We start from the raw sequence: 16,573 nt of genomic DNA, 5'->3' as shown, positions 1-16,573 counted from the left end.
CATCAAAAAGGAAATCCATCTATTGCATAGGATTGGAAAAATCGTTCATAAGAACTTGGACCTGGTCATTTTCAAAGATTTCCCCTGGCCTTTCCACAGCACAAACAATACCACGACGTTTATAACCTGCTTTTACAAACCGGAAGGCAAGTTTTTCGTGATCTTGATAATGCTGTTGAATTTCTTCCCCAGGCAGTGTACACGGTGTATTTTCCCCCATACAGATTAAGCCTGCCCCACTTGGAAATATGATTCTTGACCCCATCGTCAGTTTTGTGAATTCCGAAAACCCTTTTATCAAAAGATTTGCCCCTAACCACTCAGGCTTAACCGTTTCAATCCCTAACTCTTCGGCAATCTGACCTAGCTCTTCTTCTGAAATTATCGTAATTTGCCGACGGTTCATAATCTCTGTTCCTCTAGGATACATTGGCTGTCTCGAATCAGCTTTACTCGTGATGCCGAAATGCCGGTCCCCTTTGATTCCCCCAAATTCAAGATTCACCTTGGAGATTCTTCTCGTTACAAATGATTCTGGGGTATCAGCTATTAATATTGCCTTTATCTCTGCTGTTGCTTTCTCCAAAAAAATAACCTCCACTCAGCTCGCTTCAAAAACATTATTGTTTGATTCGCTGATAAAATAGGTAAATCCGCTGATATATTTGTGAATTCGCCGATAAATCTTCACAGTCCGCTGTTATAGCCATTCACCTTGTCAATAAAGTTTATTTTACACAGGATTTTGACTATTTAGAAGCTTAAGCAAAGGCAATAACACCAAAATTCACCAAAAAGCTTAATAATAAAGGTTATTGACAGACATAATTTTTCATTTTTTGACTTTATTATGAGACATATAAATAGAAGTAACTGAATATATATCAGTATAAAGCCATTTCACTGGAAAGGAGCATCTTACCTATGGATACTTGCATTTCTTGTGGAAAAGAATTATCGACTATGGAGAGAAACCGGAGCGAGTGCTGGGAGTGCAGAGATACAACAACTGAAGCTTACGAAGAAGATGAATAATTATTATTTAATAGCTGAGCACCATCCAACTGGATGATGCTCTTTTACCGAATTTAAATGGTGCTGCAATTTCTCCTATGAGGACCGCCGTGACTCCTTTCCCCGACCCAAGAGTACAATTACCTCTTTTTATCAAACAAGTTCGATTATATCTTTCACCGCTTTATTCATCACCAGTGACTCCAGTACAAATGCCTTTTCAAACCCATCTTTAATGGCATGTGTGATCGAACCTGGATTAATGGCGTCGCCAATGACAAAGACATTAGGAAATTCCTTTCGATACGACTCTTCTAATGGATTGTGAGATTGTGTGCCCATTGAAAAGACGACATAATCCGTTTCCAGTTCAACCTGTTCTTCAGACCGTTCAGCCGCCGTAATAACAGCATTAGGAAGAATCCTAACTACTTGATGACCTTCGATGATCTCGACATTTAACGATTTTAGACGATGTAAGAGCATCATTTTGGTCGGTGCTGATACCTTTTCACCAGTTGCAGTCGGTACGTCAATCAATCTGACATCATTGCCTTTCTCTGCAAGCTGACGTGTCACACTATAACAAACCATCCCGCTTCCAATCACAGTCACCCGCTTATTCACAAATGGTTTGCGCTCTAATAGGACATCTTCATAATCACAAACATTGACCAAATCATTGCCCTCTATCCGAGGAATGATTGGCTTGGCACCCGTTGCAATCAACACAGCATAAGGATCCAATGCCTCAATTTTTTCAATTGAAGCCTCTGTATTTAAGCGCACATCTACATCCAATCTTTCCATTTCATTGCGGTGATATTGAATGATCCAATCCATTTTTTCTTTTGCAGCTGGTGTATTTACTAAGTTCAATTGCCCGCCCAGTTTATCGTCTTTTTCAAAAATTGTAACATTGTATCCTTTTAATGAAAGGACTCGTGCGGCCTCCATCCCGCCAGGTCCGCCGCCAATGATCGCAATATTTCGTTTTTCTGTAATTGGCCTTAAATCTCTAAATTCCAGTTCCCGTCCAGCTCTGATGTTTACAGAACACTGAACGTGAGAATGCCTATTTACTGACTGTATACAATTTAAACAAGAGATACATTTTCTAATCTCCTGTTCGCGGCCTTCATAGGCTTTTTTAGCCCATTCTGGATCGGCAATATGCCCCCTTCCTAAGGAAACAAAGTCCGCCCTCCCACCGGCTAATATGGCCTCGGCAAATTGGGGCTCGCGAATCACCCCAACTGTAATAACAGGTATGTTGACGACTTTTTTTAATTCTTCGGCTAGGTAGACCCGCCAGCCTTGTTGATACATCACCGATTCAATTATTTTATCGGAAGAATCATAGGTTCCCACACTGGCATGAATCGCGCATATTCCACGGTTTTCTAAGTATTGAGCAATTTCCTTACTTAATTCTGCATCAATTCCACCTTCGACAAATTCATCCACACTAAGCCGAACTGTCATCGGATAATCATGACCACACTTTTCTTGAATGCCGCTCATGATTTCTCCTAAAAATCTCAATCTATTCTCAAAGCTGCCGCCATATTGGTCCGTTCGCAAATTGGTATAGGGGTTTAAGAACTGATTAATTAAATAACCATGGGCACCGTGTAATTCTACTCCGTCAATCCCGGCAAGTTTGCACCTATAGGCAGCCGCGACAAATTTATGTATTAGCTCTTTCACTTCTGCTACTATTAATTCCCTAGGCTCTTCCCCGATGGCCGCACAGGTTACTGGACTCGGTGCGACGATTTGTTTCCCGCCAATAAGCGCCGAGTTAGATTGTCTTCCTGCATGATGAAGCTGGACAAATAGTTTCGCCCCATATTTATGAACGGCATTTGCCAAACGGCTGAATCCCGCAATAAAACGATCTTCATCAATCCGCAGCTGATTGATCATACCTTTCCCAAATTCATAGTCGATGCACGTAAATTCAACAATAATTAATCCTGTCCCGCCTTTGGCCCTTTCTTCATAATAGGCAATTTGGTGGTCAGTGATTTCGCCATTGGGACCAGCTAGATTCGTGCCCATGGCAGGCATAACAATTCTGTTCTTTAAGGTTACACTTCCTATTTTTCCTTTTTCGAATAAATGACTGTACACCTCAATATTCCCTCCTTTTAATTGCTCACTATTTCACAATCACTTTCAATAAAGTACTTCCAATATTTATTATAAACGGTATTTCCTTCAAATTTTGTGATAGATGCGTGACAATAAGAAAAAAACTTAACAAACCCATAAAAAAAGAAGATAAATTAAAAATAGTTCATATACTGGCACCTCTGACAAAAGAGTCTTCACACTATAATTTTACTATAAAATTGATTTTCTGTAATAATTTTCTATGAACTTTTAGGGTCTATGTAACTAACTTACTGGATATAGAACCCTTTTTTAACCAATCATAAAAGGGACCATAACAAACAGGCTCATCATTAAAAACCATATTGAGGTGCAGGTATGCAAAAAAGAGTAATCATCGGTATCCTAACTATATGTTTTTGCATCGTCGTATTTATAACCGTACGCCCTTTTTGGCTGGATCAGGGAAAAATATCACCGAACAATCCAAGTAAAAGTAACCTTAACTCCCACACAAACCGCCCGCTGCAGGTCCGTAATGTGCAGCAGAATAATGGTGCCATAAAAAGAGTGGATATGATTCAGGACAATCACAACTTAAAGCTAAGACTAAATAGCACCCCTTCAATCAAGTTAATTCATCATAACAAGCAGGATAAAAGCCATTACTATGATAATGAAGTGGTTGTTCAATTTAAGGAATCACCATCCAAGGAAAAAATTCAACAGTATACCCGAGATATTGACGGAATACTGAAAGAGCAGCACGAAACCTTATATATATTCAAGTCGAATAGCAAATCTGCTACTATGCTGGAACAGTACTTTACTAAAGATGAAGCTGTTGAATATGCGGAACCCCACTACATCATTTTGCCAAATGAAGTAAATGATACCTTTTACCAAAGCTATCAATGGAATCTGCCCGCGATTGGAACGGAAGACGGATGGAATGTTACCCGTGGGTCAAAAAATGTAAAAATTGCAGTGGTGGATACTGGTGTGGACCTAGATCATCCAGATCTGACAAAACGGTTAACCACAGGTTATAATGCCATTACCAATTCGAACAATCCTGATGATGATAACGGTCATGGTTCGCATGTTGCCGGGATTATTGCAGCCGATACCAATAATGGCGAAGGCATGGCTGGGATCACATGGTATAACCCGATTATTCCAGTCAAGGTTATGGAAGCTGATGGAACAGGGGGGTCCTTTTATGTAGCGAAAGGGATCCGTTGGGCTGTCGATCACGGTGCTAATGTGATTAATTTAAGTATTGGTAATTACCAAGCATGTGATGTAATGGAAGACGCGATTGACTATGCCCTAGAAAAGGATGTGGTGGTCATTTCAGCCGCAGGGAATGATAATACAAACCAGCCTAGTTATCCAGCTGCCTTTTCCGGGGTTCTCGGTGTCGCAGCTGTTGATTGGGATGGCAATCGAGCCGAGTTTTCTAATTATGGGGATTACATTGATGTGGCAGCACCTGGTGTTGAGATTCCAAGCACTTTCTCAAATGGGGAGTATGCCTCCCTGTCAGGAACCTCCATGGCCGCGCCCCATGTAACCGCATTGGCAGGGTTAATCCGTTCTGTAAATCCTAAGCTTAAAAATACTGAAGTGGTTGATATCATTAACAAAAGCACTCGTTCAGCAGGAAAAGCAGGTCCTAATCCATACATTGGACATGGAGTTATCGATAATGCAGCTGCCTTGCAAATGGCTAGAAAAGCTAAATAATTTGGACTAGCCTCAAATCTGATTTTTCACTTTTTGTATAGAATTAATGGTGATTATACAGAAAGGACCACAACTTAAAAATGTGGTCCTTTCTGTATATGTTTAGCTGCATTCTATTCAAGATTAGCATGTTTTCCATACATTTTATTAGAATCTAAGCCTTTTTTCTCCATAAAACGCAAGATTATGGAATCGTAAAATAATAACATCGTTTGTTCAAATAGAGATCCCATTGGTTGAATAGTCTTGTAATCACCCGCAGATTGATCTTTCGTTACCCCAGGTAATTTAATAATCATATCCGCTAATTTTCCAATGGTAGATTCTGGAGAAATGGTTATAACTGCAACTTTACCGCCTAAGCTTTTAGCTTTTTCAGCAATGGCAACCAAGGTTTTGGTTTCTCCTGAACCTGACCCAATAATTAATAGATCATCCTTTTCGAAGTTAGCTGTTACGGTTTCACCAACAATATAGGCATCAATCCCCATGTGCATCATTCGCATTACAAAAGATTTACCCATAAATCCAGATCTGCCCGCACCAGCCACAAAGATTTTCTTGGATTCTAAAATATGGTTCACTAATTTCTCGGCGTCTGTATCAGATATTAAGTGTACTGTTTGACTTAATTCTTGAACAATTTCAGTTAAATATTGAGTAGTATTCATTGTTGAATCAACCTTGTTTAATTAATTCCTGCATTTCTTGTGCAGCAGCCCGTTTATCTTCTTTGCTTGTGATACCGCCGCCTACAATGATAAGGTCAGGTTGTTCTTTAATTACTTCTGAAAGTGTTTCTAATTTGATTCCACCAGCGATTGCAGTTTTGGCATTTTTTACAACGCTCTTAATCGTGTGTAGATCTTCAAAGGAATTTTTTCCTACCGCTTGCAGATCGTAACCAGTGTGTACACAGATATAATCGGCACCAAGTTCGTCCAATTCTTTGGCACGGGCTGCGATATCTTTTACCGCAATCATATCAACAAGGATTTGTTTACCTTGTTTTTTAGCTTCTTCTACTGCACCTTTAATGGACTCATCCTCTGCCGTACCAAGAATTGTAATGATGTCAGCACCTGCAGCAGATGCTTGACTTACTTCATATCCGGCTGCATCCATAATTTTCAAGTCCGCTAATACAGTTAAGTTCGGAAATGCAGCTTTTACCTCTTTCACTGCTTTAAGACCTTCATTGATCACCACAGGAGTACCAATCTCTACTACATCAATGTACTCTTCAACCTCTTTCACTAATTCAATTGCTCCTGGAATATCGACAAGATCTAATGCTAATTGTAATTTCATTTATATTCGCTCCTTATAAAATGTGGATTTTTATTTTGTGCTAATGGGCTCCAATTAACTTGTACAAATGTTCCCATTTGAAAATCTATTTACTCACTAGGACGTTTCTTAGTATACTTATCAGGTATTAAAATTAAAAGTACGCACTTTTATCGCATATAGTGCTAAAAAGTATACTATTGGGTAAATAGAGGAGGGTGAAGCAAATGCCAAATTTAGGAGAGAAAACTTTTAACTGTGAAAAAGAATTAACACTCGCAATAATTGGTGGTAAGTGGAAAATGTTGATTTTATGGCATCTAGGTAAGGAAGGAACGAAACGATTTGGTGAATTAAAGGCCCTTATGCCAGGGATTACCCAAAGAATGCTTGTAAACCAATTACGTGAACTTGAAGAGCATTTTATTGTACATCGTGAAGTATTCCCTGTCGTTCCACCAAAAGTTGAATACTCGTTGACTGAGCATGGAAAAAGTCTTATGCCGATTTTAAATGCTATGTATGAATGGGGAAAAGATTATATTGAGAATGTCCTGGACAAACAAACTGAAGGCCAATCAGCCATTTAGTAGAAAAAGTTTTTTGTAAGTTATGATTGCTGCCCCAGGCTTTTTTACTTTTATATAACTTGATCGTCAAAGTATATTACTAGTTATCTAATGACAGCCTTGTGCTGTCTTTTTTTTGCTAAAAATAGAAAAATGCCATATGACCACAAAAATAGGGTATAATTATTATTTGCCATTATATTTATAGAAGAGTTACGATTTTATCTCGATAGGGATTGGAATACTACAAAAAGTAACTTTTCTTTATAGTTAAGGAGCCCATTATGCAAAGTTATCGAATATATTTTAAATTTGTAAAACCATATTGGAAGTTAGTGCTGGCAACATTAATTATAGGAGTTATTAAATTTGGAATTCCCTTGACGCTGCCACTCATTTTAAAATACGTCGTTGATTCCATTATTTTAACAAAAATGACACTGAGTGATAAAATCCTTCACCTCTTCTATGTCATTGCTGCTTCATCTGTGCTGTTTGTCATCATACGCTATCCTGCTGAATATTATCGTCAATATTTCGCTCAGAAGATTACCAGCCAAATCTTATATGATATCCGCAGTAAACTATACGATCATTTACAGAAGCTGTCGCTGCGCTTTTATCAAAACAGTAAGACAGGTGAAATCATCTCCCGTGTTATGAACGATGTGGAGCAAACGAAGAACATCGTTGAAACAGGAATGATGAATATTTGGTTAGATATTTTCACGTTAACAATTGCCCTGGGATTTATGTTTACCTTAAATGTTAAGCTTTCATTTGTAACGATTGCCATTCTTCCCTTCTACGCTATTGCCGTAAAGATCTTATATAAACGTCTAAAATCATTAACAAAACAACGTTCACAAGCGCTCGCTGATGTGCAATCCTATCTTCATGAACGAGTGTCCGGAATGCCAGTGGTAAAGAGTTTCACCCTAGAGGACTATGATAAAAATCAATTTGACATTCGCAATCGCGGTTTTCTCAATAAAGCGATGGCAGTGACAAGATGGAATGCCTTAACCAATTCCATTATTAATACCTTGACCGATATTGCACCCTTGCTAGTCATTGCTTATGGCGGATACGAAGTTATTAACAAGGGAATTTCTTTAGGAACATTTGTCGCCTTTTTTGGTTATCTAGACCGAATTTACGGGCCTTTACGCAGATTAGTTAACTCCTCTACCCTATTAACCCAAGCAGCAGCTTCCCTCGATCGGGTAATGGAGCTTTGGAATCATCCTTACGATGTAAGTGATAAATCTAATGCCAAGAACCTTACTGCTGTAAGGGGTGAAATTAAATTTGATCATGTATCCTTCCGCTATGATAAAAATTCGGATTGGATTTTAAGGAATGTTGACTTAACCATTGCTCCAGGTAAAAAGATCGCACTCGTTGGGATGAGCGGCGGAGGTAAATCGTCTCTTATCAGTCTGATTCCTAGATTTTACGAAATCGAGAAAGGGCGAATTACCCTGGATGGAATTAATCTCACTGATATTACCCAGAGAAGCTTAAGAAGCCATATCGGAATGGTGTTACAAGACAATATCTTATTTAGTGGTACGATTCGGGAAAATATTTTATTAGGAAACCCAGATGCATCGGAAGAAGAAATGATTTCCGCTGCGGTTGCCGCCAGTGCCCATGAATTTATTGAACATTTTCCCAATGGATATGATACGGAGATCGGTGAAAAAGGGGTCAAATTATCTGGTGGTCAAAAACAAAGAATTGCGATTGCCCGGGTTTTCCTTAAGGATCCAGAAATTTTAATTCTTGACGAAGCCACTTCAGCATTGGATTTAGAATCAGAGGCTTTAATTCAGGAATCTTTAGAAAAACTAGCAAATAGCAGAACGACAATCACCATCGCCCATCGATTATCTACGATTACCAATGTAGATGAAATCATTTTTATGAAGGATGGCGAAATCGTCGAACAAGGAACACACGATGAATTAATGCGGAAAAATGGCAATTATGAACACTTATATAACATTCAAAATTTAAACCATGACCACCATGAGCTGAATTTAACCTCGAAATAAAATATAAGAATCTAATTTTTAAGGAACGGTTTTCGAGTGCTTTCTTAGAAAAGACGTATGAATTGATATTATCCCCTTTAAGTAGACAGTGTAAAAAGCCCGCTAATAACGTGGGAATGATACACTACTACTTGGAGGGGATTTTTTATGGCAAAAAAGGGGACGAAATTTCAATCCTATACAGAAGAATTTAAACGTTTAGCAATTGAAAGATATATTAATGGTGATGGTAGTTACCAAACTCTTTCTGAGGAGTTGGGATTACGAAGCCCAACCCAATTAAAAACTTGGGTAAGAAAGTTTGAGGAAGGCAATCAACTTACCGATCAAAGGGGAAAAACTTCTACTGATAACCCCCTTAAAGGGCGACAAAAAACAAAGTTCAAAAATGTAGAAGAAGAACGTGATTACTATAAGGCTCAGGTTGAATACTTAAAAAAGCAGTATCCAAATCTTCACGGGGAGGTGAAATCAGAAAATCAATAAGGTTTGAGATTATACATGAGCTAAAAGGTATATACCCCATTACCTGGTTAACTGAAATTGCTGAAGTGCAGAGATCTGGCTATTACAAATGGGTAAAAACCATTGAGATTCGTGAAAAGAAAAAGGAAAAGGATCAGGGGTTAATGGATCTAATGCTTTCCATCCACCTCAAACATAAGGAATATGGCTATCCTAGAATGGTAGTAGCCCTGAAGGAGGAAGGATTTGAGGTAAACCATAAGAAGGTTTACCGTTTAATGAAGGAGATGGAAATTCAGTCGGTAATAAGAAAGAAATGGAGATACTTTGGTAAAAAAGGTTCCAAAGTGTTCCCTAACTTGGTTAACAGGGAATTTAAAGAGAGAAAAGAAAATGAAGTCCTAGTAACAGACATAACTTACATACCTTTCCAAAACCGTTTTTATTACCTATCAGTTATTCAGGATCTATATAATAATGAAATTGTTTCTTGGAAGTTATCAGACAGGAATAACATGAAACTGGTATTGGATACTGTGGAGGACCTAAATAAAAAAAGAATCGTGCACGGAACCATTCTCCATTCGGATCAAGGATTCCAGTACACGTCTAAGAAATACAACAAACGATTAAATAAATATGGCATTAAGGGCAGCCACTCTCGCAAAGGAAACTGCCTAGATAACGCCTGTGTTGAATCGTTCTTTTCCCACTTTAAAACAGAAATGTTGTATCAAACCGATTGTAAAACAGAGGAAGAATTAATACAAGCAATAGAGACATTTATGTATGAGTACAATTATAAGAGATTCCAAAAACGACTAAACCACCGTGCTCCAGTTGAATATCGGATCACGATGGCTGCATAGTCTTTTTTAGAGCTGTCTACTTGACGGGTGTAAGTCCAAATTGGCATACGTCTTTTTATTTATTTATCTGGGTAAGTGGGTCAAAACTCTGTGATTTGCAGTGCGTTTTAATTACAAATTTTATTGATCTTTTTAAGAGTACCGCACTTTTTGGTGGGGGAGTCGGTTTAGACACTTATCAGATAAATAGACGGAGAAATTTCTCCTAATTAGTAAATAGCACGAAAATAGCTTGGAATAGACGGAGGGGTTCCGCTTATTGACACAAAAAACTTAAAAATGGGGGATTTTGCTATGCATAATCGGAAAACCTCCCCTTATATTCCTCGAAACGAGCTCCATTCTGCATATAACCGGAAAATCTCCGTTTATTTTACTTTTGCTGGTTACTCGATTAGGACAAGATATCTTATCGATATTGTTGAAATTCAAAGAAAGTAAATTGACAAATTTAAGAATTCTATTAAACTAAAAATAGTTCTATCTTCAAATTTTCTTTTTATATTAATTACTCAGCAAGTCATTATTTTCCTTATCTCTATAATTTAAGCCACATTAAACCTCTTTTTTCACTCGCATTAACTCTCTTTAATTTTAAAATCATACCTTAGTTTAAATGAATAAATAATGGGGATGGTTCATTGGCAGTGTCGAATATGTATGCCGAATAAATGCCCATGTTGTAGATTCTTCTTATGAAAACGGAATATTTACCATTATGGTTTACTTGATTGAGGAAAGAACGGTTTCCAAATTAGTTAAGTCATTTAGGCTAACTGTCAAGATTTTTTGTTATTTGCTAAATTTGATTAAATTTATTAGCTATAGTATATAAAGGGTTCTGTATTAGACATACCTTTGGATAGGAGGAGAGAGATGCTATGGGATTTCAAGAAGAATACAAGGCTTTTATGGATGCTCACCTGCAGGCAAGAAATGGTGAACGGTTGCGGCGCCTACAAGAAGGTCACAAACAAGCTGAGATATTGTTTTTGAAGCAAGTGTGGTGGCCTCTATTTTACCATTTTCAGTATCTACATCCAGAATATGAAGTGGATGATTTCAAGGATGGAAAAAGGTATTTGGATTTTGCTTATATTCGTCCCGCCATCCGTATTTGCTTCGAGATTGACGGGTTCGGCCCTCACTTGAAGAACATAAGCAGATGGCAGTTTTCCGACAGCCTGGAACGTCAAAACCAGTTGGTGATTGACGGATGGACCGTGATTCGCTTTTCTTATGACCAAGTTAAAGAGAATCCTCGTCGATGCCAACAGATTGTTCAGCAAGTGATTGGCCGATGGTTGGGTGATGAACTGGACCTGACCTCTCTTTCCTTTGTCGAAAAGGAAGTGCTTCGGTTATCGATTCGAAAAGGTGAAGTAATATCGCCTATAGAAGTCGAGAAGTATTTGAAGTTAAGTGACAAGACGGTAAAAAAGGTACTTTCTCGGCTAGTAGAGAAAAAGATGCTGATTCCCGCATCTGGGGTCGTGAGGGTCAGATCTTATCGGTTGGGGGATCAGGTTAAACGCCCGATCTGAAAATAGACGGAGAAATTTCTCCTACTTAGTAAATAGCATGAAAATAGCTTGGAATAGACGGAGAGATTCCGCTTATTGACGAAATAAACGTAAAAATGAGAGATTTTGCTATGCATAATCGGAAAACCTCCCCTTATATACCTCGAAACGAGCTCCATTCTGCATATAACCGAAAAATCTCCGCTTATTTTCCTATCGCTGATTACTCAAATAATGATTTAAAGGAAGTAAGATAAAACCATCACGAGACTGGTTTTATAAAGAAGGATGTTTTGATTTAGCATTTTATTAATCCAAGTGAACCTCATTTTAATGCATTAGGGTGAAACGTATCACAAGGAAGTTAAGTTTTATATACCAATAATGAACTCCTGTCAGTTCGGCACATATTTAAAGAAATGCACTTCAGAACGGAAACTCTTTATTTTTAGATTTAGTACTTTTTTTTGTTAATAAAAGTCCCAGCTAATTCGGCTCTACATGGACATGAACTTCGTAGATTCCATATTCATTTATGAGTGCCTTTTCCACCTGTGTAGCGATGTCATGGGCCTGTTTAATATCCAGGGTAGAATGAACAAGAATCACCACATCGATGACTTCATTATTCCCATAGTTTCTGCCTTTAATTTCTTTAATTCCTTTAACTCCTGATATGTTTGTAATGACTTCTTGGTAAACTTGAATTTTATTTTCATCAAATCCATCTGAAAGTTCATGAGAAGATTCCTTAAAGATATCCCAAGCTGTTTTACAAATTAATAGTCCTACGATAATAGCCGTTATAGTATCCAGCCACGGCATATTTAATTGAGAGCCAGCAATACCTACAGCTGCCCCTATACTGACCCAGGCATCTGATAGATTATCCTTTGCAGCTGCCATTACGGATTTACTATTTATTTTATTTGCCAATTTTTTATTGTATCGATAGACAAAATACATCGCTAATGCTGAGCCCATACCGACATATGCCGTCATCATGTCTGGTGACTCTTTTCCTCCCTGAAACATTGAAGTAATGGCTTCAGTCAGCACTTGTATCCCCACGGCAGCCATAATAATAGAGGCAACTAATGAGGCGATCGTTTCACTTTTCCAATGACCATAGCCATGATCTTTATCCGGCGGCCGTTGAGAAATTTTCAGTCCGATAAGGACAGCAATGGATGCTATGATATCAGTCGTATTGTTTAGACCATCTGCTTTCAATGCAGCCGAATCACCGACATATCCAAAAATTAATTTTATGATAGATAAACATATGTAAGCAATTATACTAACGATTGCGCCACGTTCACCTAATTTAAGATCATGATACTTTTTCTCTTCCATGTTACTTGCCCTCCCACTACCATCCCTTCTAATGATATTCCTAAAAATTGAGTGGGTCTAGAGCAACCTTTTTGCCCCTTTTTATATAAGTAGACTATGGAGAATAATGTTTCTTATGGGAAAGATTCTAATTTATAGTCACATATAGATTAAGTATAAACAAATTTATTCTAAATAAGGCTATAGCCTTATTTTATCCTTATTAATAATCCAGTTACAAAAGGGTTCTCCTATTTAAGGTATAATCTTAATATATGGAAACGGGAGGGTTATTAATATATGAGCCTGCAAAATAAAATAGCTACCTATTTCGCAAAAAATGCAACTTTACTGGCAGTACAACTTGTTGAAGGTGTTCTTCAAAAGATGAACTTAATTATTTCCGAAGAAGAAAAGCAGCGAGCTATCGAAATGTATATTAAGCTTTTCCAATTTTTAGGCATATCCATTTTAGAGGGCACAGATGATATTGCGGAGGAGCTATTATCATGGAGTAAGAAGAACGCAGAACATCAGGTCTCTTCAGGAGGAAAAATATCTGAGATTGCAGTTAGGTATCCGCCCACTAGAGAAGTCTTTCTCGATCTTATCACAAAATTAACCGAGGTATTTGGGATATCATTTAAAGATAGTAAATCTATTATTATAAGGTTTAATTCCATGCTCGACGTCAGCTTAAACGAGACGATTTTAGCTTTTGAAATGCTTTCAGAAAGATACGAGGAAAAGACTCAGCGAGAATTGGCGGAACTTTCGGCACCTGTCGTTTTGATTCAAGAGGGTGTTGCCGTTCTTCCATTAGTTGGTGAAATCAATTCTTATAGAGCCGGTTATATATTAGAAAAGGGTGTTCCTAAAATTGTAGCACTTCAATTAAAATATATTATCATAGACTATTCAGGTATCTTAAATCTCAATCAAGAAATTATAAATAACCTAAAATCGATTGGAGATATCCTTGTTTTGTTAGGCATACATGTCATTGTTACGGGTATACGGCCTGAACTAGCCTTTACAGTTGTGAACAGTGGGATGGACATGTCTTCCTTTAAAACCTTTACCCATGTCAAGCATGCGTTAGAATGGATTAATTCAAAAAGTAAATTGGCACCCCTTTAGGGTGCCAATTGGAGGAATCCTTCATTATTCATTTAAAAAAGCCCATGCATATTGAGCATATAATTCTGCTCCTGTCACCAATGCATCTTCATCGATGTTAAATCTGCCGTGATGGTGGGCCCACTCTGTATCTTTTGCAGGGTTTCCGCTGCCCACCAACGCGAAACTGCCAGGCACCTCGGCCATATATTCACTGAAATCCTCGCCGCCCATGGTCGGCTTTTCAAAATAAACCGCATCTTCACCAAATGCTTCAGCTGCAACCTTTTGAACTAGTTTCGCACTGTACTCATCATTATTCACTGCTTGAGTACCGCGAATATATTCTACCTTCGCCGTTGCCCCGTACATGGCCGCTACTTGTTCAGCATAATGCTGCAGTTGTGTTTCAATGTGGTCCCTAACGGCTGGATCAAAACAGCGAACAGTACCTTCAATCACAGCATTTTCAGCGATTACATTGAAACGTGTACCAACTACCATTTTTCCAACTGTAAGCACTGCTGGTTTTTGTGTATCAACCGTTCTGGATACAATCGATTGTACATTCATAACAAAGGAAGAAGCTACTATTGCAGTATCGATACAATCATGCGGCATCGCCCCATGTCCGCCTCGGCCCTTAAACGTTACTGTAAAAAGATCGGCTGAGGCGAATGATGGTCCTGCTGGACAAGAGACTTTATTCGTTGGCATCTGGGACCAAATATGAATGCCGAACACATTATCAACCCCATCAACAGCCCCTTGTTTCACCATTGCTTTGGCTCCCTCTGCTACTTCCTCTGCAGGCTGGAACACCAAACGGACATTTCCAGGCAAATCCGCTTTACTTTCATTTAATGCCTTGGCCGCAATCAGCAGCATTGCGGTGTGAGAATCGTGACCGCAGGCATGCATTTTCCCCTCTACTTTGGAGGCATAAGGTAAATCTTTATTTAGTTCTTCGACCGATAAAGCGTCCATGTCTCCTCGTAAGGCTACCGTTTTGCCTGGTTTTCCCCCTTCAATTGTTGCGATTACGCCAGTTGGCACCGTTCTTCGATAAGCAATTCCGAGATTATCGAGATACTCACAGACAAACTTAGTTGTATTTTCTTCTTCCCAGGATAATTCAGGCTCACTATGAAGCTTTCTGCGTATGGCTGTTAATTCTTCACTATAATCTTGAATAGCTTGTTTTATTTTTTCATTGATCATTTCTATCTGCCTCCGTTAATTTCTTCGCTGTTTCATAAAAAACCTGTACAGCTTTTGCAATATGCCGTGAATCTGACCATTCTTCCGGACAATGGCTAAGCCCGTCTTTACTTGGGATGAAGAGCATTCCTACATCCGTAACATCGGACATAACCATCGCATCGTGACCTGCACCGCTATTAATTGAACAATAAGGAATATTTAATGCACTACTGTTCTGTTCTAACAGGTTACGAATTTCTTGATTCATCGCCTTTGGCTGCATGTATAAACGCTGTACTGCCGATATCTGGATCCCATTTCTACTATATGAATCTATCAATTCGTTCATTTTACGAATGACATTTTGGATATGTTCTTCCTTGCTTGAACGAAGATCGACCGTAAAAACGGTTTTATTAGGTATAACATTTGCACCGTTAGGAAATACATTTAACTGTCCCGTTGTCATAACGGTCCCTTCCCCTTCCTCGATTGCCAGGTTAGGAAATTGTGCAATAAGCTTAGCAGCTGTGACTAATGCATCTGAGCGCCGGTCCATCGGTGTTGTCCCGGCATGTCCCGCTTGCCCATCGACGGTTATTTCAAATTGAGTCAAACCAACGATTGCCTCCACGACACCAATCGGAATATTTTTCTCTTCCAAAATCGGTCCTTGTTCAATATGCAACTCTAGGAACGCCTTAATCGTTTTGGGATCTCTTTTTTTGGGCAGAGATGAATCTAGGCCGATGATTTCCATCGCCTCAATAGGAGAAATTCCATCTTTATCTCTTAAATTCTTAAAACCTTCTTCACTAAGTAAGCCAGTGATCCCTCTAGATCCCATCAATCCGCCGCCAAATCTGGCGCCCTCTTCTTCAATTAACGCAATCACTTCCAAGGGATATTTGGGTGTTAGATGATTCTGGGCAAACAGAGCTGCCACTTCAAGTCCTGCCACCACACCAGCCGGTCCGTCATAGGAGCCGCCATTCGGAACTGAATCAAAGTGGGATCCAATGAGAACGCTAGGAGCATCCTTTAAAGTACCTTCAAGCTTGCCGAAAATATTGCCAAAACCATCTTCACGAACAGTTAAGCCATACTCCTTCATTTTTTCCTTGATATAATTTCGTGCTTGTTGATCTTCCTTGCTATAGGTAAGACGAGTCGTCCCTTTTCCAGGTGTTGCTGTAAATTGACTTAATGTTTCTATATGTCCTTCAATCCGTGTTTGAAGGTCTTCCATTCAAATCTCC

Annotated in this window: 15 protein-coding genes; 8 read left to right on the top strand and 7 right to left on the bottom strand. The window is 38.7% G+C overall.

From position 1 onward, the window contains the following. Positions 1-19: 19 nt before the first annotated feature. Complete coding sequence (locus AC4E8C_RS03155; RefSeq protein WP_490212455.1) at positions 20-592, bottom strand: MOSC domain-containing protein; 573 nt, start codon at positions 590-592, stop codon at positions 20-22. Between the two features lie 575 nt (positions 593-1,167). Then, complete coding sequence (locus AC4E8C_RS03150) at positions 1,168-3,150, bottom strand: oxidoreductase (RefSeq protein WP_490210182.1); 1,983 nt, start codon at positions 3,148-3,150, stop codon at positions 1,168-1,170. A 360-nt stretch (positions 3,151-3,510) separates the two neighbouring features. Here AC4E8C_RS03150 and AC4E8C_RS03145 point away from each other — a divergent pair, with 360 nt between their 5' ends. After that, a complete protein-coding gene (locus tag AC4E8C_RS03145; RefSeq protein ID WP_490210180.1) occupies positions 3,511-4,881 on the top strand; it encodes a S8 family peptidase in 1,371 nt (456 codons plus the stop codon). A gap of 113 nt (positions 4,882-4,994) precedes the next feature. Here AC4E8C_RS03145 and hxlB read toward each other — a convergent pair whose 3' ends face one another. Both hxlB and hxlA read right to left on the bottom strand, forming a co-directional pair. After that, entirely contained in the window at positions 4,995-5,552 is a 558-nt protein-coding gene (hxlB, locus tag AC4E8C_RS03140; RefSeq protein WP_490210179.1) for a 6-phospho-3-hexuloisomerase, read from the bottom strand. A gap of 7 nt (positions 5,553-5,559) precedes the next feature. Next, complete coding sequence (gene hxlA / locus AC4E8C_RS03135) at positions 5,560-6,192, bottom strand: 3-hexulose-6-phosphate synthase (RefSeq protein WP_490210177.1); 633 nt, start codon at positions 6,190-6,192, stop codon at positions 5,560-5,562. Positions 6,193-6,398: 206 nt separating this feature from the next. Between hxlA and hxlR the strand changes: the two genes are divergently transcribed. The 6 genes from hxlR (at position 6,399) to AC4E8C_RS03105 (ending at position 11,678) form a co-directional block, all read left to right on the top strand. Then, the gene (gene hxlR, locus AC4E8C_RS03130; RefSeq protein WP_490210175.1) at positions 6,399-6,761 is read left to right on the top strand and encodes a transcriptional activator HxlR; all 363 of its coding nucleotides are present in this window, start codon (positions 6,399-6,401) and stop codon (positions 6,759-6,761) included. A 263-nt stretch (positions 6,762-7,024) separates the two neighbouring features. Beyond that, positions 7,025-8,800, top strand: coding sequence for an ABC transporter ATP-binding protein (locus AC4E8C_RS03125; protein ID WP_490210173.1), 1,776 nt, complete (start codon positions 7,025-7,027; stop codon positions 8,798-8,800). A 147-nt stretch (positions 8,801-8,947) separates the two neighbouring features. Continuing rightward, positions 8,948-9,286 (top strand): transposase, encoded by a 339-nt coding sequence (locus tag AC4E8C_RS03120; RefSeq protein ID WP_490207782.1) that lies wholly within the window; start codon positions 8,948-8,950, stop codon positions 9,284-9,286. Beyond that, positions 9,229-10,134, top strand: coding sequence for an IS3 family transposase (locus tag AC4E8C_RS03115; RefSeq protein WP_490212454.1), 906 nt, complete (start codon positions 9,229-9,231; stop codon positions 10,132-10,134). Before AC4E8C_RS03120 ends, AC4E8C_RS03115 begins: the two co-directional genes overlap by 58 nt. 294 nt (positions 10,135-10,428) lie before the next feature. Next, entirely contained in the window at positions 10,429-10,575 is a 147-nt protein-coding gene (locus tag AC4E8C_RS03110) for a hypothetical protein (RefSeq protein ID WP_490210171.1), read from the top strand. 440 nt (positions 10,576-11,015) lie between these two features. Further along, positions 11,016-11,678, top strand: a complete 663-nt coding sequence (locus tag AC4E8C_RS03105; RefSeq protein ID WP_490210169.1) for a DNA-binding response regulator — start codon at positions 11,016-11,018, stop codon at positions 11,676-11,678. A 465-nt stretch (positions 11,679-12,143) separates the two neighbouring features. Here the strand turns inward: AC4E8C_RS03105 and AC4E8C_RS03100 are convergent, their stop codons facing one another. Continuing rightward, positions 12,144-13,013 (bottom strand): cation diffusion facilitator family transporter, encoded by an 870-nt coding sequence (locus tag AC4E8C_RS03100; RefSeq protein ID WP_490210167.1) that lies wholly within the window; start codon positions 13,011-13,013, stop codon positions 12,144-12,146. Positions 13,014-13,292: 279 nt separating this feature from the next. Here AC4E8C_RS03100 and AC4E8C_RS03095 point away from each other — a divergent pair, with 279 nt between their 5' ends. Next, positions 13,293-14,132: an STAS domain-containing protein gene (locus tag AC4E8C_RS03095; protein ID WP_490210165.1), complete on the top strand. Its 840-nt coding sequence runs from the start codon at positions 13,293-13,295 to the stop codon at positions 14,130-14,132. A 24-nt stretch (positions 14,133-14,156) separates the two neighbouring features. On the opposite strand, the gene AC4E8C_RS03090 is transcribed toward AC4E8C_RS03095, so the two are convergent. Next, positions 14,157-15,332: an amidohydrolase gene (locus AC4E8C_RS03090; RefSeq protein WP_490210163.1), complete on the bottom strand. Its 1,176-nt coding sequence runs from the start codon at positions 15,330-15,332 to the stop codon at positions 14,157-14,159. Further along, on the bottom strand, positions 15,322-16,563 hold the full coding sequence (locus tag AC4E8C_RS03085; RefSeq protein WP_490210161.1) for a Zn-dependent hydrolase: 1,242 nt from the start codon (positions 16,561-16,563) through the stop codon (positions 15,322-15,324). The genes AC4E8C_RS03090 and AC4E8C_RS03085 overlap by 11 nt, the downstream gene beginning before the upstream one ends. Positions 16,564-16,573 lie beyond the last annotated feature (10 nt).

This window comes from Neobacillus sp. SRL179, from assembly GCF_984799095.1.
The sequence above is the reverse complement of the archived record's forward strand: the minus strand, read 5'-3'. Positions and strand labels throughout refer to the sequence as shown.